Below are 19,974 nucleotides of genomic sequence, written 5' to 3'. Positions count from 1 at the left end.
GCTGTCGTTGTCGAATGCGTCGCGACCGCGACGCGGCTCATGCTTCCTCAGATTTGCAGCGCCAGCCGGCGCGCCTTGTCGATGTGCAGGCTGATCGCCTCGACCGCCTTCTGCGGGTCGCGGCTTTCCATGGCTTCGATGACCGCAAGGTGCTCACGCATGACCGGCACGACGCGCCCGTCGATGCGGAAGCGCTCCTGATGGATCAGCCGGATCTTCACCGAGTTGACCAGATAGGCCTTGGCGATGATCTCGTTGCCCAGCGCATCGATGAAAGTGTCGTGCATCGCCCAGTCAATGCTCTGCGCCCTGGCTTCCATTTCCGGCGTCGGCGCCTGCGAAAGGGCTTGAGCCAGCATCTCCTCGTGTTCGCGCCGCAGGCGGGCAAGTTCGTCATCGGAAGCGCTGGCGGTGAACAGCGCCACCGCTTCGCGCTCCATGAACAGGCGGAACTGAAAAGCCTCGCGGATCAGGCTGATGTCGATATGGGCGATCTGCATGCCGCGCTGCGGGATCGTCGTCAGAAGCCCTTCGGCCTCGAGACGCGGCACGATTTCGCGAATGGCGCCGAGCGGCAGACCGGTGAAGGCGACCAGTTCGCGCTGCGATACGAACTGGCCCGGCAGCAGGTCGCGGGCCAGCAAATGCCGCGTGAAGCTGGCATAGGCTTTTTCCCTAAGCGTGGTCGGTTCGCTGCCGTCTTCCATTTCAGCGCATATCCCTTCGCCGGTCAGGCTGATTCCCTGGCAAACAGCCCATCATAGGCGTCAGCCAGCTGTTGTCGCCCCTGCGAACCGATCGGCTCCAGCGGCGGACGGACCGCCAGCCAGCGGTCGTCGCTGGTCTTGCGCGCCACCATGACCTTCACCGCCGGCGTTACCGGGTGTTTGAGCAATTCGAGCACGAAACGCTCGACGCGTGTGTCGTCGCGCCCGTCCTCGGCCATGGCGCGGATTTCGCTGGTAACGAAATTGGCCATGCCGGAGATTGCGCCTTGAGCGCCAATTCGCACGGCTCGTGCCAGATGCCGCTCGTCACCGATCAAGATCACCAGATCGCCATGGGCGCCGAGCAGCGCCTCGCTATAGTCCCAGTCCCCGCCGGAATCCTTGACCCCCGCAATGACATCCGGAAAAGCCGTACGCAATCGGCCGATCAGGTCAAGCGAGAGCTGCACCATGGTGACCGACGGGATGTTGTAGAGCAGAACGCCACGGGCGAGGGGACCGAGCACGGCAAAGACAGTGGAAAACCAGCCGAAAAGACCATCGTCGCCGACATTCTTGAAGTAGCTCGGCGGCGCCAGCAGAATGTTGCGGGCGCCGCGCTGCAAGGCATGCCGGGCCTGCTCAGCGGCGTCTTCGGCCGCATCGACCAGCACGCCGGTAACAAGCTGATGCGGCAGGATGCCGGCAGCCAGCATGGCTTCGGTCACCGACCGCCGCTCCCCGGTGCCAACCGATGCGCCTTCGCCGGTGGTGCCAAAAAGCGTAACACTGGTGCACCCCTCCGCCAGGCAACGCTTGGCCTGGGCGACCATGAGGGCGGTGGCGATCTGCCCGGAGGCATCGAAAGGCGTGGCGAGGGCGGCCGAAAGGCCAAAACGTGATGTCACCGGGGGTCTCCGAAAAGAAGTTCGAAGGCAGTGATATCTCACTAACATGTCAGTTGTAAATCTGGTTGGTGCGTTTTTTCTGCCCCCGGATGACGTGGGCGAATCTTCTTGCTGGGAAGCGAACAGCTTCACACCGGAGGTGTCGGTCAGACAGAAGAATCCCCAAACACCAGCGAAACATGTCCTCCCGCATGGCGTTCTAGCCGGCCGGCGAGGTCGAGTTCCAGCAGCACCATGAACACTTGGGCCGGGTGCAGGCCAGTGTGGCGGATGATCTCGTCGACCGAGACGGGCGTCGGGCCGAGCGCCTCGATGACTCGGGCGCGATCGCTTTCGCCGGGCGGTGGTGCGGCCAAGAAGTCGGGCGGCTCTTCGAACGGCGGCACGTCGGGCGCCCGCATGCCGGTCAGCGGCGCGATTGCCCTGGAAATATCCGATGCCTCGGTGACCAGGGTGGCGCCATCCTTGAGCAGGCCATTGGCGCCGGCGGCGCGTGGATCGAGCGGTGAGCCCGGTACAGCGAAGACCAGTCGGCCCATTTCGCCGGCAAGCCTGGCGCTGATCAGGGACCCAGAGCGTTGCGCTGCCTCGACCACCACCAGCCCAAGGACCGCACCCGCGACAAGGCGGTTGCGGCGCGGAAAATCCTGAGCGCGCGGCTGCCAGCCGAACGGCATCTCCGAAATGATGGCGCCACGCTCGGCAATCTCTTCGCACAGGCCTGCATTTTCAGGCGGATAAGGCTGGTCGAGGCCGCCGGCCAGCACGCCGATCGTGCCGGTCGCAAGACTGCCCTGATGCGCCGCTGTGTCGATGCCGCGCGCTAGGCCGGAGACGATTGCGTAGCCGTCGCGGCCGAGGTCGGCTGCCAGCATGCGCGCCATCTTGATGCCGGCCAGCGACGCGTTGCGTGCCCCGACTATGGCGACACCCGGCAGCCGGAAAACAGCTGCGTTGCCCTTTACCGCCAGCAGGGGCGGCGGATGATCCATGTTGCGCAAGAGGGGTGGGTAGTCTGCTTCACCGATGCCGACAAAGCGGGCGCCGGCCTTTCCAGCTGTTTCCAGTTCGGCCTCGGCCTCGGCAACGGACGGGATGCGGGCGATCCGGATGGCGCCGCCCGAAATCATCAGTTCCGGCAGCATTTCAAGCGCCGCTTCGGCTGAGCCGAAGCGGTTGATCAGGTCGCGAAAGGAGGCAGGGCCGACATTCTGGGTGCGGATCAGTCGTAGCCAGCTCAGCCGCTGCCGGTCGCTGAGGCGCGGCCCGGCGGTCGGCTCGCTCATCCCTTGGCTCCGATCTTGCCCTCGGTGCCGGCAAGCAGGCGCGAAATGTTTTCCCGGTGCTTGATGAAAACGATGACGCTCATCACCACGAACAATCCGGCAATTTGCGGCGTGCTCAGGACATAGAGGGCGATCGGCACGATGACCGCCGCCGTCAGCGCCGCAAGCGAGGAATAACGGAAGAGGAATGCCATCACCAGCCAGACGACGGCGAAGATCAGCGCTACCTGCCAGGCAAGGCCGATCAGCACGCCGAGATAGGTGGCGACGCCCTTGCCGCCCTTGAAGCCCAGCCATACCGGGAAGAGATGACCGAGAAAGGCGCCGAGACCGGCCCAGATCGCCAGGTCAGGCGCGAAATAGCCAGCAATCAGCACGGCGGCCGTGCCCTTCAGCACGTCGAGCAACAGCGTCGCCGCGGCTAGGCCCTTGTTGCCGGTGCGCAGAACATTGGTGGCGCCGATGTTGCCCGAGCCGATCTGGCGCACATCGCCAAGGCCGGCCGCGCGGGTGAGCAGAAGCCCGAACGGAATCGAGCCCAGGAGATAGCCGAACACAAGCGCTGGGATGAGGCTGTAAGTCATTGTTTCCCCCGCATTTCCCCCAGTTTGGCCGGATCAGGCGCGGTGCGCGGGTTGTCCGGCTCAGACGGAGAACACTGTGCGGCCCGCAACCAGCGTTTGCAAGACCTTGCCTTGCAGGCGCGCACCTTCGAAACAGGTGTTTTTTGAGCGCGAACGAATGCCGCTTTCGCTGACGATCCAGGGTTCGTCGAGGTCGACAAGCGCAAGATCGGCGACAGCGCCGGGCTTCAGCGTGCCACCGGGCAGTCCGAACAGTTTTGCCGGGGCCGTGGACAGGGTCTCGATCAGCCTCAGCAACGGCACGTCGCCATTGTGGTAGAGCCGCAAGGCCGCGCCCAGCAGCGTCTCCAACCCGATGGCGCCGGCCGCCGCATCGGCGAAGGGCAGGCGCTTGGTGTCGACATCCTGCGGATCGTGCGAGGAGACGATGATGTCGATCGTACCGTCCCTGACCGCCTCGATCATCGCCAGCCGGTCTTCCTCGGCACGCAATGGCGGCGTCAGGCGAAAGAAGGTGCGGTATTCGCCGACATCGTTTTCATTGAGCGACAGATTGTGGATCGCCACGCCCGACGTCACCGTCGCCCCGTCGGCCTTGGCACGCGTCACAGCGTTTGCCGCCATCGCCGTCGAGATCTTCGCCGCATGGTACGAACCGCGCGTCAGCCGCGCCAGCGCAAGGTCGCGTTCCAGCGGGATGGATTCGGCCTCGCGCGGAATGCCGGAAAGGCCGAGCCAGCTGGCGTAGAGGCCTTCATTCATCACGCCGGATGAACCGAGGTCCGCATCCTGCGTCTCATGCACGATGGTGGCGCCGAAGTCGCGCGCATAGGTCAGCGCGCGGCGCATCACCAGCGCACTCGATATGGTGTGGCGGCCATCGGTGAAGGCGACCGCGCCGGCTTCGCGCAGCAGGCCGAACTCGGTCATCTCGCGCCCGTCGAGGCCCTTGGTGATCGCCGCAGCCGGAAAGACGTTGACGATAGCCGTGTCTTTGGCGGTGCGCAGCACGAACTCGACAAGCGCCACATTGTCGATCACCGGGTCGGTATCGGGCATCATGACGATGGAGGTGACGCCGCCAGCCGCCGCCGCGACACTCGCCGACGCAATGGTTTCGCGATGCTCGCCGCCCGGTTCGCCGATGAAGACGCGGCCATCGACCAGGCCTGGAATGATCGCCTTGCCGGCGCAGTCGATAATGGTGGCGCCCTCGGGCGCGCCCTGGTTGAGCGCTACCTTGCCGGCGGCAACGATCTTGCGGCCATCGACGATGACGGCGCCGACTTCGTCCATGCCGCGCGAGGGGTCGACGATGCGGGCGCGCTCAAAGACCGTTATGCTCATGCGCCGCGGCCCTCTTGGTTGCGACGGGGATCGAGCAGCGCTTCCATGACCGCCATGCGCACAGCAACGCCCATTTCGACCTGTTCCTGGATGACGCTTTGCGGGCCGTCGGCGATTTCCGAAGCGATCTCGACGCCACGGTTCATCGGTCCGGGGTGCATCACCAACGCGTCGTCTTTGGCCGCCTTCAGTTTTTCCGCATCGAGGCCGAAATAGCGGAAATACTCGCGCACCGAAGGCACGAAGGCGCCTTCCATGCGCTCGCGCTGCAGGCGCAGCATCATCACCACATCGGCGTCCTTGAGGCCTTCGGCCATCGAACGGGTGACGATGACGCCCATCTTCTCGATGCCAGTGGGCAGCAGCGTCGACGGCGCAACGACGCGCACCTGCGCGCCGAGCGCGTTGAGCAGCATGATGTTGGAGCGCGCCACGCGCGAATGCAGGATGTCGCCGCAGATCGCCACGATCAGCTTCGACAGCGGGCCTTTGGCGCGGCGGATGGTCAGCGCGTCGAGCAGCGCCTGTGTCGGGTGCTCATGCGCGCCGTCGCCGGCATTGACGACGGAGCAGCCGACCTTCTGTGCCAGAAGCGCGGCCGCACCGGCCGACTGGTGGCGGATGATCAATATGTCGGGCCGCATGGCATTCAGCGTCATCGCCGTGTCGATGAGCGTTTCGCCCTTCTTCACCGAAGAGCTTGCCACCGACATGTTCATGACATCGGCGCCAAGCCGCTTTCCGGCCAGTTCGAACGACGACTGCGTGCGCGTCGAGGCTTCATAGAACAGGTTGATCTGTGTGCGGCCGCGCAGCGTCGAGGTTTTCTTCTCGGACTGCCGCGAGATCGCGACCGCCCGGTCCGCCCTGTCGAGCAACAGCTCGATGTCGGCAGGGGAAAGGTCGCGGATGCCCAGAAGATGGCGATGAGGATAGGGGGACGAAGCGTCGGTCATCTCAAGGGGCTGCTATAGGGTGGAGACTTTGCGGCTGCAAGCGCCAGCTTTGCATTGGAGCCGTTCTCCTCATTTTTTTCGTGTAGATGGCCGATTGTATCGGCCGGTATTTTCATCGCGCGCGCTGCATGGCTTGGCTATATCTAGCCGACAGCCTCGGATTCGTGGCTTTCTGACGATAGAAGGATTGGGCGTGACCGACGACGTGACGAACCAGCCGCCGCCGCTGACGGGCGGCAACGCCTGGCGGGGCGATCCGTTGCTGATCCAGCTCGCGGAGCGTTTTTCCGATCCGGTGCGCCGGGAACTCGACGGTCTCGGCCGTTTCGTGCTGACGCAGGAGGCGCAGGAACTGGCGCGCCTCGCCAATGTCGAGACGCCGAAGCTGAGGACGCATGATCGCCAAGGACGGCGCATCGACGTGGTCGAGTTCCATCCCGCCTATCACGCCTTGATGCGCCGCTCCGTGGCCAATGGGCTGCATTCCTCGGTGTGGGAAAACGGCGACACCGAGATCGGCCGCCGCCATCAGGTCCGTGCCGCCCGGTTTTATCTGACGGCGGAGCTCGAGACCGGGCATCTGTGCCCCATCACCATGACCAATGCTTCGCTGGCGGCCTTGATGGCAAGCCCGAAACTGTTTCGTGAATGGGCGCCGCGCGTGACGACGCGCAAATATGACCAGAGCCAAAAGCCGCCGGTCGAGAAAACCGGGCTGACGCTCGGCATGGGCATGACCGAGAAACAGGGCGGCACCGATGTGCGCGCCAATGTGACGAGGGCGGAACGCGCCGGCAGCGGTTTTTATCGTCTGACCGGGCACAAATGGTTCATGTCGGCGCCGATGTCGGATGCCTTCCTGGTGCTGGCGCAGGCGCCGGAGGGGCTGTCGTGCTTCCTCGTACCGCGCGTTCTCGGTGACGGCTCGGGCAACGGCTTCCGCTTCCAGCGGCTGAAGGACAAGCTCGGCAACCGTTCCAACGCATCCTCCGAAGTCGAATTCGTCAATGCCATCGGCGAGATGGTCGGCGAACCCGGTGCCGGTGTGAAGACGATCATGGACATGGTGACGCTCACCCGGCTCGATTGTGCCATCGCCTCGTCGGCGATCATGCGCGCGGGCCTCGCCGAGGCCGTTCATCATGCCCGCCATCGTCAGGTGTTCGGTTCGACCCTGATCGAGCAGCCGTTGATGCAGCGCGTGCTGGCGGACATGGCACTCGATGTCGCCGCCGCCACCGCACTGTCGTTCCGGCTGGCGCGGTCCTTCGACGAGGCGGCCAGCGACCGCGGTGAAGCGGCGTTTGCCCGCGCCATGACGCCGGTCGTCAAATACTGGGTCTGCAAGATCGCGCCGCCTTTGCTCTATGAGGCGATGGAGTGCCTCGGCGGCAATGGCTATGTCGAGGAGGCGCCGCTCGCCCGCTATTATCGCGAGGCCCCGGTCAACGCGATCTGGGAGGGCTCGGGCAATGTCATGGCGCTCGACGTGCTGCGCGTGCTTGGCCGTGCGCCCGGCCTGTTCGAGGATGTACTGGCCGGCATCGACCGCGATCTCGGCGCCGGCGGACGCGGCACGATCGGCGTGCTGAAGGCGGCGATGCAGGTCGCTTCAACCGACGAAGGTTCGGCTCGGCTGCTCACCGAGCAGCTGGCTCTGTCGGCTGCGGCGGCAGAATTGCGCCGTCTGGGGGCAGGGCGGATCGCCGACGCTTTCGTCGAGACGCGATTGGCCGGCCAATGGCGCAACACCTATGGCATGATCGATTCGCGCCACGATGCACGCATGATCATCGACACGCTCTATCCGCCAGTGAACTGAGCCGCGAGCATCGCAAAAACCGGCGCCATCCACAGTTTTGAGGCGTTGGTCCGTATCCTCTCGCATATGGCTAATTTCCGTTAACCTTAACAAATGGTTTCCGTTGCGATGGCGAGCGGCAAGGCCCACTGTCCCGGCGCAAGCAGGCAATGGTTCAGATTGGCCGTCTCCTGCTTTGCGAAGCAGGAACACCGATGCGACAGGTACTGACCTCTTTTCTGACCTTGCACTGGACGATTGTTTTCGCCCTGCTTGCGCTCATCTGCATCGACGGAAACCGTGGTGTGGCGGCGGCGCTCGGCGTGATCGGTGCCACAATCGAGGGTACCCGCTTCGTCAACCTCGACAATTTCGTTGTCGTGGCGCCGCTTGCCACCGCATTGCTGGTCGTCGCGGTTCTGTTTTTCTGGGCCTTTGTCGAAGCCCTGGTCAACGACGCGACCAGCCCGGACGCCGACAGCGTTGCCCGCATCGCCTTCATCTGCGCGTCCGGCGTGTTGTCGCTGATCGTCATCGGGGGTGCTGCGCAAGGCATAAACGGGCTGTTCATGGCTGTTGCCGTGCAGCTGGCAGCACTTCTGGCATCCTATGTCGCCATGCTTGCCGAACGGCGGTCCGTGGTTGCGGCAGCGGCTTCGGGCGAAGGCGAGATCCATGCCGTCGCGCACGGCATGGCAAAAGCCGCAGCCCACAATTCGCTGCTTTCACTCATATCAGGCCGAACGGTGTCCAAAACCGGCTCCAATCCCAGGGGAGGCCGCTGATGCGCTACATCTTCGGATTCTGGGCGGCGCCGATGGCGATTTTCTGGGGCTGGTTCTATCTGTCGGCCAATGACATCAATTTCGGCTACGCGATGCTCAGCCGCCAGATGCACGACGTCTTCTTCCAGCTCTACGGTCAGATGCTCGGCATCGATCCGGCGATCATCCCCGGCATGGTGGCGAAGACGTGCGTCTTCGACGGGTTGCTGCTGATGGCGCTTTGGGCATTCCGCCGTCGCCGCGAAATCGCCGGCTGGGTCAGACAGCGCTGGGCGGGTCCGGTTCCGTTCGAGCGGATGCGTGGAGCGACTGAAGCCGGTCCAAAACTCCCTGCAGAATAAACGCGGCTGCCGCCGAATCGATCTTGCCGGCGCGCTTGCGGCGCGAGAAATCCATCTCGATCAGCGTCCTTTCGGCCGCGACCGTCGATAGCCTTTCGTCCCAGAGCACGAAGGGCAGGTCGCTCATTTGTGCCATGTTACGGACGAAGGCGCGCGATTTCTGCGCACGCGGACCTTCCGAGCCGTCCATGTTGATCGGCAGCCCAATCACCACGGCGCCGGCATTCTCCTTCTGCAGCAAGGCGAGCAGCACCGCCGCATCGAGCGAAAATTTCCTTCGCATGATGACCGGACGCGGATGGGCGAAGGAAAACCTCTGGTCCGAGACCGCGACGCCGATCGTCTTGTCGCCGAGGTCAAGCCCCGCCAGCGTCTTACCGCCGGCTAACCGCGCCGGCAATTCTTCGATCGTGATAATGCCCACCGGCCGTCCTTCGCCTTTCACCACCAGGTGTTTTGTCAAACGCGTGGCGGACAAGTAACCCTTTGATCTCGGGGCCACTGGCGTTCTATCCTTTGGCAAGTCAAAAATCGAGGAATGCATTCATGAAACTGACCTGGTACGGCCACTCGGCCTTTCGGATCGATACCGCTGATGTCAAGATCCTCATCGACCCCTATCTGATAGGCAATCCGTCATGGACGGGTGGCTGGGAGGGCCCGGCTGAGGGTGTCACGCATGTGCTGCTGACGCATGGCCACAGCGACCACATCAGCGGCGCGGTGGAGGTGCTCGGCAAAACCGGCGCCCAGCTCGTCGCCAATTTCGAGATCTGCATGTATCTGGTCGGCAAGGGCGTCAGCGACAAGAAGATCAATCCCGGCAACATCGGCGGCACCGTCGATTGCGGCAGCTTCACCACCACTTTTGTCCAGGCGCTGCACTCATCCTCGTTCCCGGGCGAGGGCGGCCAGAACACCTATCTCGGCAATCCGGGCGGCCTCGTCCTGCATTTCCCGGAAGACAAAACGCTCTATCACATGGGCGACACCGACATCTTCTCCGACATGGCGCTAATCAACGAGTTGCATGAGCCGAAGATAGGCCTGGTGCCGATCGGCGACCGCTTCACCATGGGCGGCGCGGTGGCGGCACTTGCCTGCCGGCGCTTCTTCAAATTCGACACCGTGGTTCCCTGCCACTTCGGCACGTTTCCGATGATCGACCCGACCGCCGATAAGTTCGAGGCCGGCCTGGAAGGATCCGGTGTAAGGGTGGCGTTGCCGAAAATCGGTGAGACGATTACGATCTAGAAACAGCTAAAGTGGAATAAATCCATGGTATTGGGGCGATCTCTTTGCGTTTCCATGTTTGTCGCGGCGTCGCCCGCGCTCGCCGCGGATGACTTCATCGAAGGCGTCTACCTTCAGTCCGAAGAGCTTTGCACGCAGGCCAAAAAGGACACGCTGCAAACGCTGATCGACGCCGGCAACATCGTGCTTTCGGCGCACGGCCTGCAGAGCGTGGAATACAATTGCGAGTTTCTGCAGGTCAGCAAGGCGACCGCTTCGCCGAGCTGGGCGGTGACGGCCCTCTGCCAGGAACCGGGCTATGTCTTCCCGGATGTCCTCTCGGTGACGCAAATGAATGAGAAGCAGATCGATCTCGTGTCGGTCCGGCCCGTCAACGACGAAAGCGAAGCAAGCGGCAACAGCGGCAGCTACTATTTGTGCGAGGGCGTTGCCCTGCCGTAGACATCATCCTGTGCGTGGATCGATGGCCGAAGACTAGGCCGCCGCCGCAGCCTGGTCTCTCGCACGATGCATGTTGCGCAGCGCGCGCGGCGCCGCTATAGCCCGAACTGGTTTTCCCCGAGGCAAAAACATGTCCGTAGATCTTCAGACAGTGAAGCGCGTCGCGCATCTCGCCCGCATTGCAGTGAGCGAGGAAGATGCCGAACGGATGACCGGCGAGCTGAACGCCATTCTGGGCTTCGTCGAACAGCTGAATGAGGTCGATGTTTCCGGCATCGAACCGATGACCTCGGTGACGCCGATGGACATGAAGAAGCGTCAGGACGTTGTTACTGACGGCGGCAAGGCAGCTGACATCGTCGCCAACGCGCCGGCGACCGAAGAGAATTTCTTCCTCGTGCCGAAGGTCGTGGAGTAAACCGGCCGATGGCAATCGACATCGCCATTGAAACGCCACTGCAGGACGACGTGCGCGGCCTGGTCGAGGAACTCAACCAGACCTTGCTCGAACTGACGCCGCCGGAGCATTGCTACCATCTGACGGTCGAGCAGATGGCTGGTGAGGACACGACTGTCTTCATCGCCCGCGACAACGGCATGGCCATTGGCTGCGGTGCGCTGAAACGCCATGACGGCGCTGTCGGCGAGGTCAAGCGCATGTACACGCGGCCCTCGCATCGCGGGCAGAAGATCGGCGCGAAAATCGTCGAGCAGGTCGAGGCGCTGGCGCGCAACGAGGGGCTGAAGCGCCTGGTGCTGGAGACGGGCGACCGTCACCCCGCGGCGTGGACCGTCTACGAACGCGCCGGGTTTTCGCGTTGCGGCCCGGTGCTGGATTATCCCGATTCCGAGTGGTCGGTGTTTTACGAAAAGAGCCTTTGATGAGCGACCTGACCCAGCTGACGATTTCACAGGCCCGCGCCAAGCTGCACGGCAAGGAAATCACCGCGACCGAGATCACCGAGGCCTATCTCTCGGCCATCGATCGCGCCAATCCCGCGCTCAATGCCTATGTCGCGGTGACAGGCGACAAGGCGCGCGACATGGCCAAGGCGTCCGACGCAAGGCTGGTCAAGGGCGAGGGCGGTGCGCTGGAAGGCATCCCGCTCGGAATCAAGGACCTGTTCGGCACCGAAGGCGTCCATACGCAGGCCTGCAGTCATGTGCTGGACGGGTTCAAGCCGCGCTACGAATCGACCGTTACGTCAAATCTGTGGGCCGACGGCGCCGTCATGCTCGGTAAACTCAACATGGACGAGTTCGCCATGGGCTCGTCCAACGAGACGTCCTACTATGGCCCGGTCATCAATCCGTGGCGGCGCTCGCGCCTAGACACGGTGGTGATGCCGACGACGCATCAGGGTGATGGCGGCTTCGTCTCGGCCGGCGGCACCAGGACCGCGCGCAGCCTGGACAATGCGCAGCTGGTGCCGGGCGGTTCTTCCGGCGGTTCGGCAACCGCAGTGTCGGCCTTCCTGTGTGCCGGCGCGACCGCGACGGATACTGGCGGCTCGATCCGCCAGCCGGCCGCCTTCACCGGCACGGTCGGCATCAAGCCGACCTATGGCCGCTGCTCGCGCTGGGGCATCGTCGCCTTCGCCTCGTCGCTCGACCAGGCCGGCCCGATCGCTCGTGACGTGCGCGATGCCGCGATCCTGCTGAAGTCGATGGCCTCCGTCGATCCGAAGGACACGACGTCGGTCGACATGCCGGTACCGGACTATGAGGCCGCGATCGGCAAGCCGATCAAGGGCATGAAGGTCGGCATTCCCAGGGAGTACCGCGTCGAGGGCATGCCCGAAGAGATCGAAGCGCTGTGGCAGAAGGGCATTGCCTGGCTGAAGGACGCCGGCGCCGAGATCGTCGATATTTCCCTGCCGCATACGAAATACGCGCTGCCCGCCTATTACATCGTGGCGCCCGCCGAGGCTTCGTCCAATCTCGCCCGCTACGATGGCGTCCGCTACGGCTTGCGCGTGCCGGGCAAGGATATCGTCGACATGTATGAGAAGACCCGTGCCGCCGGTTTCGGCCGTGAGGTCAAGCGCCGTATCATGATCGGCACCTATGTGCTGTCGGCCGGCTATTACGACGCCTACTATCTGCAGGCGCAGAAGGTGCGCAATCTGATCAAGCGGGATTTCGAGACTGTCTTCGCCGCCGGCGTCGATGTCATCCTGACCCCGGCAACGCCATCCGCCGCCTTCGGCATCGCCGACGAGGACATGGCTGCCGATCCGGTCAAGATGTACCTGAACGACATCTTCACCGTCACGGTGAACATGGCCGGCCTGCCGGGCATCGCTGTGCCCGCCGGGCTCGACGCCAAGGGTTTGCCGCTCGGGCTTCAGTTGATCGGCCGGCCGTTTGACGAGGAAACCCTGTTCCAGACCGCCGCCGTCATCGAGCAAGCCGCCGGCACATTCCAGCCGGAGAAGTGGTGGTAGAGATGCCGCCCCCGTCTCGCATTTCCATCGTCGAGACGGAAGACGAACTGCTGATAACCAACCCACCGCGCATCTCGGATTTCAGGATGGGCTTCGTCCTGGTTGGGGCCGCGATCGTTGCCTACACCGGCTACATGGGATTGACCGACACGTCGCCCGCAAACGTCGCCAGCGGCACTCTCGGACTGCTGTCGTTCACTGCGATCATTGCCCTCTTCACCTACTTCCTCGGCAAGGATTTCATGTGGCTGGTGTTCGGCAAGGAAACCCTGCGGCTAATCGACGTGGCAGCCGTGCGCGACGTCAGGGGTTTTGTGCGAAATCGTTCCTCATTGCCTTTGAAAGGGCACCTTGAGGCCGAAATCCTCGACCATACCTATCCAACGGATGAAGCGGGGCTATCGGAAGTCATCAGGTTGACCAACACCAACGGCGTCCTTGTTTTCGGCAGGGAGTTGAGCCGGCCCGAGGCCGAGGCTGTGACAAGTGCCGTCGAGCACTTCATCGGTCGTGAGAATTCGAGCCGACGATAGGCAGCCAATGTTCTTCTACCTTTCCAAGATCTTCTGGTTCTTCATCCAGCCGCTCAACCTGGCGATCTTCCTGCTGCTAGCGGGACTGCTCGCGGTCACGATCGGGCGCCGACGGTTAGCGGCCGCCGGCAGCGTGCTGGCATTTTTGATCCTTGCACTGTCAGCATGGACGTCGCTCGGCGCCATGATGCTCAATCCGTTGGAAGAGCGCTTTCAACGCCCGCCGCTGCCGGAAAAGGTCGACGGCATCGTCGTGCTCGGCGGCGGCTTCGAGGGCGCCATCAATCTGGCGCGCGGCGGCTATGAGCTGAACAGCAGCGGCGATCGGATGGTCGAGACCGCGATTCTCGCCCGGCGCTTTCCCACCGCCAAGGTGGTCGTCTCCGGCGGCACCGGCGCGTTGTTTCTCGATGGCGAGGGCGATGCCGCAACCGCGCCGCGCCTGCTCACCGCGCTTGGCGTGGCCGCCGACCGTATGATCCTGGAGAACAAGTCCCGCAACACCTATGAGAACGCGGTCTTCACCAAGGAGTTGGTAACGCCGAAGCCCGGCGAGACCTGGCTGCTGGTGACCTCGGCCTTCCATATGCCGCGCGCCAAGGCGCTGTTCGACAAGGCCGGCTTTGCAACCGTTCCATGGCCGGTCGACTATCGCACCTCGGGACGGGAAGGCGTCGGCCTGTTCCGCGACAATCCAGCCGATTCGCTGCAGGCCACCACCATGGCCATCCGGGAATGGATCGGGCTTTTTGCCTACTGGCTGTCAGGCCGGATCGATCAGCCTTTTCCGGGTGGCTGACCGATCACCGCCTGCCTGGCCGCCGAGAAGAACTGGCGCCGCACCAGCACCGCCAGCAGCAACAGCGTCGACAACACGAACACCATGGGGTCGACGAACCAGCCGAGATAACCGATCGAGAAGAACACGCCGCGCAGGCCGGAGTTGAAGTGCTTTCCGGCCAGCATGTTCATTTGCGCCGCACGCCACACCGCCGTTTCGGTGACCGGATTGCGCGAGGCTTCGCCATGCGGGATTGGCACGGCGCCGATCAGGATCGTGCAATAATTGAACAGCCGGTACGCCCAGCCGAATTTGAAGAACGAAAACGCCAGGATCAGCACCAGCCCAAACACCTTTATCTGGAAGGCCGCGCGCGACGGCGCGCCACCCAGAGGCAGGTCGCTGAGCACTTCAAGAACCCGGTCGGACGCGCCGAGCAGGGCAAAGCAGCCGCCGATCGCGATCAGCGAGCTGGAGGCGAAAAAGGCGGTGCCTTGCTGCAGCCCGCTCATGATGGCGGTGTCGACGATGCGGATCTCGCGCTCGGCCATGGTCCGCATCCAGGCTTGCCGCTGTGCATTCATCGCCGTCGTCAGCGACACCCGGCTGACAAGCTTGCCGTCGGAGGCAAACGTGTGCAGCAGCCACGCGACGAGGAAGAAGGCCAGCGCCGCGAGATCGGCTGTCGAAAGATCGAGGGAATCGCCCATGGCCTGAATTTATCACATTCAGCGCGATCGCTTCGATGTCCGCATACAGCGATCGTGCCAATGTCGCTGCCGGAGCAAACAAGGTCGGCGGGTGCAGCGCCGCGATTTCCAAAAGAGCGGAAACATCGTGGGAATTCCTATATGTAGTCCTCGACCTGACTCCAGGAGACAACGCCGCGTGTTCCTTTCGGTTTTCGACCTGTTCAAGATCGGCATAGGACCCTCGAGTTCGCACACGATGGGACCGATGACCGCCGCGGCGCGGTTTCTCGACGAGGTCGCGGGAAATGACTGGCCGCGCCCGGCGGGTGTGAAGGTCGACCGCCTTGGCGCCAGCCTGCACGGGTCACTCGCCTATACCGGCATCGGCCACGGCAGTGACCGCGCCGTCATGCTCGGCCTTGCCGGTCTGACGCCGCAGACGGTCGATCCCGACCAGGCCGATGGCATTGCCAGCCGCATCGCCGCCGAAAAGCGTATTTCGCCGCCCGGCCATCCCACCTATCGCTTCGATCCGGCCACCGATCTGGTGCTGGACCGCAAGACGCCGCTCACCGGCCACGCCAACGGCATGGCGTTCTACGCCTATGATTCCGGCGGCCGCCTGCTGCTCAAGCGCATCTATTATTCGATCGGCGGCGGCTTCGTGGTTTCCGAAGAGGAACTGCAGCGGATGAAGGCCAAGGGATCGGTGACGACGGAAGGCAAGAAAGTGCCTTATCCGTTCAAGAATGCGGTCGAGATGCTGGCCATGGCCGGCAAAAGCGGCCTTTCCATCGCCGACATGAAACGCGTCAACGAGGAGACGCAGATGACGCGCGAGGCGCTCGACGCCGGCCTCGACGGCATCTGGAGCGCCATGAAAGGCTGTATCGACCGTGGCCTGTCGCAGGACGGCATCATGCCGGGCGGGTTGAAGGTGCGCCGCCGTGCCCGCATGCTGCATGACAAGCTGCAGGAGCAATGGCAGCAGAACAAGCCCAATCCCTTGCTCGCCAATGACTGGCTGTCGATCTACGCCATGGCGGTGAACGAGGAAAACGCCGCTGGCGGCCGGGTCGTCACAGCGCCGACCAACGGTGCGGCCGGCACGCTGCCGGCGGTGCTGCGCTACTGGCTGCATTTCCATCCCGAGGCGGACCAGCCGAGCATTCGTGATTTCCTGCTGACGGCTGCTGCCGTCGGCGGCATCATCAAGACCAATGCTTCGATCTCCGGCGCCGAGGTCGGCTGTCAGGGCGAGGTTGGGTCGGCATCGGCAATGGCGGCGGCCGGCCTGTGCGCCGTCATGGGCGGTACGCCCGAGCAGGTCGAGAATGCCGCCGAGATCGCGCTCGAACACCATCTCGGCATGACCTGCGATCCGGTTGGCGGGCTGGTGCAGGTGCCGTGCATCGAGCGCAATGCGCTGGGCGCGGTCAAGGCGGTGACGGCAGCGTCACTGGCCATCAAGGGCGACGGCACCCATTTCGTACCTCTCGATGCAGCGATCGAGACCATGCGCCAGACCGGCCTCGACATGAACGAGAAGTACAAGGAAACCAGCCTGGGTGGGCTCGCCGTCAACGTCGTGGAATGCTGAAGGCTGGCCTAAACTGCCACTGTGGAGAAGTCGATCCGGTCGTTGACGCGTCCGCATGCGGGACTAACCTTAAGCGATGTCTCTCAATCTCATAAAACTCTGTGTCGGCTGCGACAGCGTCGAAGATCTCGAGGAGTGGATCGCCTTCCGCCTCGACGAGCGGCGGCGCGCCGGTGAGCCGGTCGAGCAATATCACACCACGCGCATGATGCCGACGCGCGGCGCCGAGGTCACCGATGGCGGTTCGCTCTATTGGGTGATCAAAGGAAATGTGCAGTGCCGCCAACTGATCACCGAGATCCGGCCGTTCACCGATAGTGAAGGCATCGGCCGCTGCCACCTGATTCTCGACCCCGAGGTTGTTCGAACCGACTGGCAGCCGCGCCGGGCCTTTCAGGGCTGGCGCTATCTGAAGCCGGCCGACGCGCCGCTCGATCTGGGCAAGGGCAAGGTCGGACTGATCGAGATGCCGCCGAAACTCAGGCGCGAGCTTGCCGACCTCGGCCTGCTCTGACCCCAGGTGGCATCACCGTCTGGCCCTTTGTGCCACCCGATGTGGGGCTTGCAAGCGATGTGGCAACGCCACATCTTGTTTTTTATGAGCGATAAGAAGCAACCTGTGCCAGCGAGGACCAATCCTGCGCCGATCAAGCCCCAATCCAACGCCGGCGAGATCGACACCTTCATTCGCCAGGCGAGGACACTTGCCGCATCGGCGACCGGTTCGGGCAGGCTGATCCTTGCTCTCGACGCGACGATGAGCCGCCAGCCGACATGGGATCTGGCCTGCACGCTGCAGGGCCAGATGTTCGACGCCGTCGGCAAGGCAGGAACCCTCAGCGTGCAACTGGTTTATTTTCGCGGTCTTGGCGAGTGCCGTTCGTCCGCTTTCGTGAGCGACACCAATGCCTTGAAGCAGCTGATGACGCGGATCGAGTGCCGCAGCGGTCATACCCAGATCGGCAAGGTGCTGGCGCATGCGTTGAAACAGACGGCAACCGCTAAGGTCAATGCGCTGGTCTATATCGGCGATGCGATGGAAGAGGATATCGACGATCTGGCCGAAAAGGCCGGCAGCCTCGGCCTTCATGGCGTTCCTGTCTTCGTCTTTCAGGAAGGCCATGATTCCAGCGCGGAAAAGGCGTTCAAAGAGGTTGCGCGGCTGTCAAAGGGGGCCTGGTTCCGGTTTGATCGGCGGGCTGCCGCGACCCTGGCCGGACTGCTTTCGGCTGTCGCCGTGTTCGCGACCGGCGGGTTGAAGGCGCTCGAAGCCAGAGGCAGGCCGGAAGACCGGCTGATGATCGAGCATCTGCGGGGTGGCGGAAAATAATGGGCGCAATCATCGCTTTTGTAGCGTTGCTTTTGCTGCTGCTCGGCGCGGTGACGATTTTTCTGCGTGCCGAGCCAGCGAAACTGGCGGGCACGCTGCGAACGCTCGGGCCGGCTCTTCTGGCAGTTGTCGGCGTCGCCGTGCTGGTGGTCGGCCGTGAAGGCGTCGGCGGCATGATCCTCACCGCGGCAATTGCCTGGTATGGTTCCATGCGAATGAAACGCCAGCCGGCGGGGCTTGCGCCGGGCAAACGCTCGACGGTGCGCACAGCGGCATTGGAAATGGAGCTCGATCACGATACCGGCGGCCTCGAAGGACTGGTCCTGGCTGGCCGCCACGAAGGCAAGATGCTTGGCGCGATGGGGCTGATGGAATTGCAGCATCTCTACCGCGAACTCTCCGGTGATCCGGAGAGCCGGCAGTTGCTAGAGACGTATCTTGACGGCAGATTTCCCGTCTGGCGCAAAAACACTGAGACGAACGGTGGCGAAGGGCTGGGTGTTGCGCCAGGTCCGGGCGCCATGACTAAGGAGGAGGCCTACAAGGTCCTTGGTCTTGAAGCGGGGGCCGCCGCGGCGGATGTCCGCAAGGCGCACCGCCGCCTGATGCAGCGCCTGCACCCCGATGTCGGCGGCACGTCTTTCCTGGCGGCGCGGATTAACGAAGCCAAGGACGTCTTGCTCTCCAATCACAACTAGTCTCCTTCGACGCAGAATTTTTCCGGGAGATGATTTCCACGCCGTCCTACTGCTGGACGGCGTAGCACTCGATGTTCTTCTTCTTCAAAGCGGTGCAGGCCTTCCAGGCGGCGGTCTTCGAACCGAAGCCGCCGAAGCGGGCGCGGTAGTAGGTGACGCCGTCCTTGTCGAAGGCGACGGTGAAGCCGGAGGCGTCGGCCAGCACCTTGGGCGCCTGCTTGGTGGTCTTGTCGAGGAAGGCCTGTGCCTCGGACTGCTTTGGCGACGAGGCGACCTGAATGGCCCAGCCCGACGGCACCGACGCCGTGTTGACCGGGTCGACGGCCGCTGGCGTTGGCTCGGCATAGGCAGCGACGACCTGGGCCGTCGCGACCTGGGGGGCTGAAACGATGACGGTCTTGACCTTTCTGGTCTTGACGACGGGGGCTGCTTCTTCGGCCTGCGGGGTATCGTCTTCCGCGACCGTGGCGTCCTCGGCGACGGTGGCGTCGTCCTGCGCCACAACAGGCTTGTCATCGGGCGTCGGAGCGTCATGCTTGGGCAGGAGAACCTGGGCGAGGGCGGTGACCGGGTTGTTGCCGCCGGCCTTGGCCACCAGATCGCCACCGCCGCGAGTCGATGCCCTCGGCAGATAGGTGTTGATCAAGCTGGCCATCTGATTGTCGCGGCTGCGGCCGGAACTGCCGCCCATGACCACGCCGACGATGCGGCGATTGCCGTCGGAAACCGACGAGACGAGGTTGAAGCCGGAGGCGCGGGTGTAGCCCGTCTTGATGCCGTCGACACCCTTGATGCGTCCGAGCAGGCGATTGTGACCGTTGATGCGCTGACGCCCGTAGAGGAAGGAGCGCTGCGAGAAATAGCCGTAATATTGCGGAAAATGCTCGCGCAGCGCGATGCCGAGCGTCGCCATATCGCGCGCGGTGGTGAACTGGCCAGGGTCTGGCAGGCCATTGGCGTTGCGGAACACGGTGCCGTTCATGCCCAGCGCACGCGCCTTGGCGGTCATCATGCGGGCAAAAGTGGTCTCATTGCCGCCGAGCATTTCGCCGAGCGCGGTGGCCGAGTCATTCGCCGACTTGGTGACGATCGACAGGATCGCGGTCTCGACCGTGACCGAACCGCCCGGCTTCACGCCAAGTTTCGTCGGCGCCTCGGCTGAGGCCTTGGCGGAAAACACCACTGGCGTATTCCTGCTGATCTTGCCCTTCGCCATCGCTTCGAAGGTCAGGTACAGCGTCATCATCTTGGTCAGCGAAGCTGGATAGCGCCTGCCGTTGGCATCTGCGGAGTAAAGCACCTTGCCAGTCTTGGCATCCACGACGATGGCCGCCTGCTTGGCCGCCAGCGACGAGGCAACGTCTCCAAAAACGAATGTCATCGCCAAGGCGATGATCATCATCGTTTTGAGAGGGGAGGTGGATTTGGAAACGATGCCCAACAACGCCTTACGCACTGGTACTTCCCTTGGATTTCTTCGTTG

23 protein-coding genes are annotated in these 19,974 nt (G+C 63.5%); 14 read left to right on the top strand and 9 right to left on the bottom strand.

Going from position 1 to position 19,974, the window contains the following annotated elements; translation table 11 throughout:
- Window positions 1-47: 47 nt before the first annotated feature.
- The 6 genes from RPF88_RS09265 to RPF88_RS09240 all read right to left on the bottom strand — a co-directional run bounded on the left by RPF88_RS09265 (window position 48) and on the right by RPF88_RS09240 (window position 5,788).
- Complete coding sequence (locus tag RPF88_RS09265; RefSeq protein ID WP_064995846.1) at window positions 48-707, bottom strand: GntR family transcriptional regulator; 660 nt, start codon at window positions 705-707, stop codon at window positions 48-50.
- 23 nt (window positions 708-730) lie between these two features.
- On the bottom strand, window positions 731-1,615 hold the full coding sequence (locus RPF88_RS09260; RefSeq protein WP_337122225.1) for a dihydrodipicolinate synthase family protein: 885 nt from the start codon (window positions 1,613-1,615) through the stop codon (window positions 731-733).
- 146 nt (window positions 1,616-1,761) lie between these two features.
- The gene (gene dprA / locus RPF88_RS09255) at window positions 1,762-2,901 is read right to left on the bottom strand and encodes a DNA-processing protein DprA (RefSeq protein ID WP_337122224.1); all 1,140 of its coding nucleotides are present in this window, start codon (window positions 2,899-2,901) and stop codon (window positions 1,762-1,764) included.
- Window positions 2,898-3,485 (bottom strand): glycerol-3-phosphate 1-O-acyltransferase PlsY, encoded by a 588-nt coding sequence (plsY, locus tag RPF88_RS09250; protein ID WP_024503489.1) that lies wholly within the window; start codon window positions 3,483-3,485, stop codon window positions 2,898-2,900. The genes dprA and plsY overlap by 4 nt, the downstream gene beginning before the upstream one ends.
- Before the next feature lie 60 nt (window positions 3,486-3,545).
- On the bottom strand, window positions 3,546-4,832 hold the full coding sequence (locus tag RPF88_RS09245) for a dihydroorotase (protein ID WP_337122223.1): 1,287 nt from the start codon (window positions 4,830-4,832) through the stop codon (window positions 3,546-3,548).
- Window positions 4,829-5,788, bottom strand: coding sequence for an aspartate carbamoyltransferase catalytic subunit (locus RPF88_RS09240; RefSeq protein WP_013531794.1), 960 nt, complete (start codon window positions 5,786-5,788; stop codon window positions 4,829-4,831). Before RPF88_RS09240 ends, RPF88_RS09245 begins: the two co-directional genes overlap by 4 nt.
- A gap of 193 nt (window positions 5,789-5,981) precedes the next feature.
- On the opposite strand from RPF88_RS09240, the gene RPF88_RS09235 reads away from it, so the two are divergent.
- The 3 genes from RPF88_RS09235 to RPF88_RS09225 all read left to right on the top strand — a co-directional run bounded on the left by RPF88_RS09235 (window position 5,982) and on the right by RPF88_RS09225 (window position 8,715).
- Window positions 5,982-7,610: a DNA alkylation response protein gene (locus tag RPF88_RS09235; RefSeq protein ID WP_013531793.1), complete on the top strand. Its 1,629-nt coding sequence runs from the start codon at window positions 5,982-5,984 to the stop codon at window positions 7,608-7,610.
- A gap of 194 nt (window positions 7,611-7,804) precedes the next feature.
- Window positions 7,805-8,374 (top strand): hypothetical protein, encoded by a 570-nt coding sequence (locus tag RPF88_RS09230; protein ID WP_013531792.1) that lies wholly within the window; start codon window positions 7,805-7,807, stop codon window positions 8,372-8,374.
- Entirely contained in the window at window positions 8,374-8,715 is a 342-nt protein-coding gene (locus RPF88_RS09225) for a DUF6105 family protein (RefSeq protein ID WP_337122222.1), read from the top strand. The genes RPF88_RS09230 and RPF88_RS09225 overlap by 1 nt, the downstream gene beginning before the upstream one ends.
- Here RPF88_RS09225 and ruvX read toward each other — a convergent pair.
- Window positions 8,633-9,139 carry a Holliday junction resolvase RuvX gene (ruvX, locus tag RPF88_RS09220; RefSeq protein WP_013531790.1) on the bottom strand — a complete coding sequence of 169 codons (507 nt, stop codon included), beginning with the start codon at window positions 9,137-9,139 and terminating at the stop codon, window positions 8,633-8,635. The two genes, RPF88_RS09225 and ruvX, sit on opposite strands and share 83 nt — an antisense overlap.
- Before the next feature lie 122 nt (window positions 9,140-9,261).
- On the opposite strand from ruvX, the gene RPF88_RS09215 reads away from it, so the two are divergent.
- The 7 genes from RPF88_RS09215 to RPF88_RS09185 all read left to right on the top strand — a co-directional run bounded on the left by RPF88_RS09215 (window position 9,262) and on the right by RPF88_RS09185 (window position 14,189).
- Complete coding sequence (locus RPF88_RS09215; RefSeq protein ID WP_337122221.1) at window positions 9,262-9,969, top strand: metal-dependent hydrolase; 708 nt, start codon at window positions 9,262-9,264, stop codon at window positions 9,967-9,969.
- 54 nt (window positions 9,970-10,023) lie between these two features.
- The gene (locus RPF88_RS09210) at window positions 10,024-10,410 is read left to right on the top strand and encodes a hypothetical protein (protein ID WP_032899252.1); all 387 of its coding nucleotides are present in this window, start codon (window positions 10,024-10,026) and stop codon (window positions 10,408-10,410) included.
- A gap of 130 nt (window positions 10,411-10,540) precedes the next feature.
- Window positions 10,541-10,828 carry an Asp-tRNA(Asn)/Glu-tRNA(Gln) amidotransferase subunit GatC gene (gene gatC / locus RPF88_RS09205; RefSeq protein ID WP_013531787.1) on the top strand — a complete coding sequence of 96 codons (288 nt, stop codon included), beginning with the start codon at window positions 10,541-10,543 and terminating at the stop codon, window positions 10,826-10,828.
- An 8-nt stretch (window positions 10,829-10,836) separates the two neighbouring features.
- Window positions 10,837-11,292 (top strand): GNAT family N-acetyltransferase, encoded by a 456-nt coding sequence (locus tag RPF88_RS09200; RefSeq protein ID WP_013531786.1) that lies wholly within the window; start codon window positions 10,837-10,839, stop codon window positions 11,290-11,292.
- Entirely contained in the window at window positions 11,292-12,857 is a 1,566-nt protein-coding gene (locus tag RPF88_RS09195) for an amidase (RefSeq protein WP_063172098.1), read from the top strand. Before RPF88_RS09200 ends, RPF88_RS09195 begins: the two co-directional genes overlap by 1 nt.
- Window positions 12,858-12,859: 2 nt before the next feature.
- Complete coding sequence (locus tag RPF88_RS09190) at window positions 12,860-13,390, top strand: hypothetical protein (protein WP_337122220.1); 531 nt, start codon at window positions 12,860-12,862, stop codon at window positions 13,388-13,390.
- Between the two features lie 7 nt (window positions 13,391-13,397).
- Entirely contained in the window at window positions 13,398-14,189 is a 792-nt protein-coding gene (locus RPF88_RS09185) for a YdcF family protein (RefSeq protein WP_024503482.1), read from the top strand.
- Here RPF88_RS09185 and RPF88_RS09180 read toward each other — a convergent pair.
- Window positions 14,168-14,881 carry a DUF599 domain-containing protein gene (locus RPF88_RS09180; RefSeq protein WP_013531782.1) on the bottom strand — a complete coding sequence of 238 codons (714 nt, stop codon included), beginning with the start codon at window positions 14,879-14,881 and terminating at the stop codon, window positions 14,168-14,170. The two genes, RPF88_RS09185 and RPF88_RS09180, sit on opposite strands and share 22 nt — an antisense overlap.
- Window positions 14,882-15,059: 178 nt before the next feature.
- Between RPF88_RS09180 and RPF88_RS09175 the strand changes: the two genes are divergently transcribed.
- The 4 genes from RPF88_RS09175 (at window position 15,060) to RPF88_RS09160 (ending at window position 18,491) form a co-directional block, all read left to right on the top strand.
- A complete protein-coding gene (locus RPF88_RS09175) occupies window positions 15,060-16,463 on the top strand; it encodes an L-serine ammonia-lyase (protein WP_013531781.1) in 1,404 nt (467 codons plus the stop codon).
- A gap of 76 nt (window positions 16,464-16,539) precedes the next feature.
- Window positions 16,540-16,977 carry a DUF1489 family protein gene (locus tag RPF88_RS09170; protein WP_337122219.1) on the top strand — a complete coding sequence of 146 codons (438 nt, stop codon included), beginning with the start codon at window positions 16,540-16,542 and terminating at the stop codon, window positions 16,975-16,977.
- An 84-nt stretch (window positions 16,978-17,061) separates the two neighbouring features.
- Window positions 17,062-17,793 (top strand): VWA domain-containing protein, encoded by a 732-nt coding sequence (locus RPF88_RS09165; RefSeq protein ID WP_164919949.1) that lies wholly within the window; start codon window positions 17,062-17,064, stop codon window positions 17,791-17,793.
- Window positions 17,793-18,491, top strand: coding sequence for a DnaJ domain-containing protein (locus tag RPF88_RS09160; protein WP_224619234.1), 699 nt, complete (start codon window positions 17,793-17,795; stop codon window positions 18,489-18,491). Before RPF88_RS09165 ends, RPF88_RS09160 begins: the two co-directional genes overlap by 1 nt.
- 46 nt (window positions 18,492-18,537) lie before the next feature.
- On the opposite strand, the gene RPF88_RS09155 is transcribed toward RPF88_RS09160, so the two are convergent.
- Complete coding sequence (locus RPF88_RS09155) at window positions 18,538-19,947, bottom strand: D-alanyl-D-alanine carboxypeptidase (RefSeq protein WP_013531777.1); 1,410 nt, start codon at window positions 19,945-19,947, stop codon at window positions 18,538-18,540.
- Between the last annotated feature and the right edge of the window lie 27 nt (window positions 19,948-19,974).

Source organism: Mesorhizobium sp. ISC11, assembly GCF_037162595.1.
Lineage (GTDB): Bacteria > Pseudomonadota > Alphaproteobacteria > Rhizobiales > Rhizobiaceae > Mesorhizobium > Mesorhizobium ciceri.
Note: the sequence above shows the minus strand (reverse complement) of the source record. Positions and strands in the feature narration are given on the sequence as shown.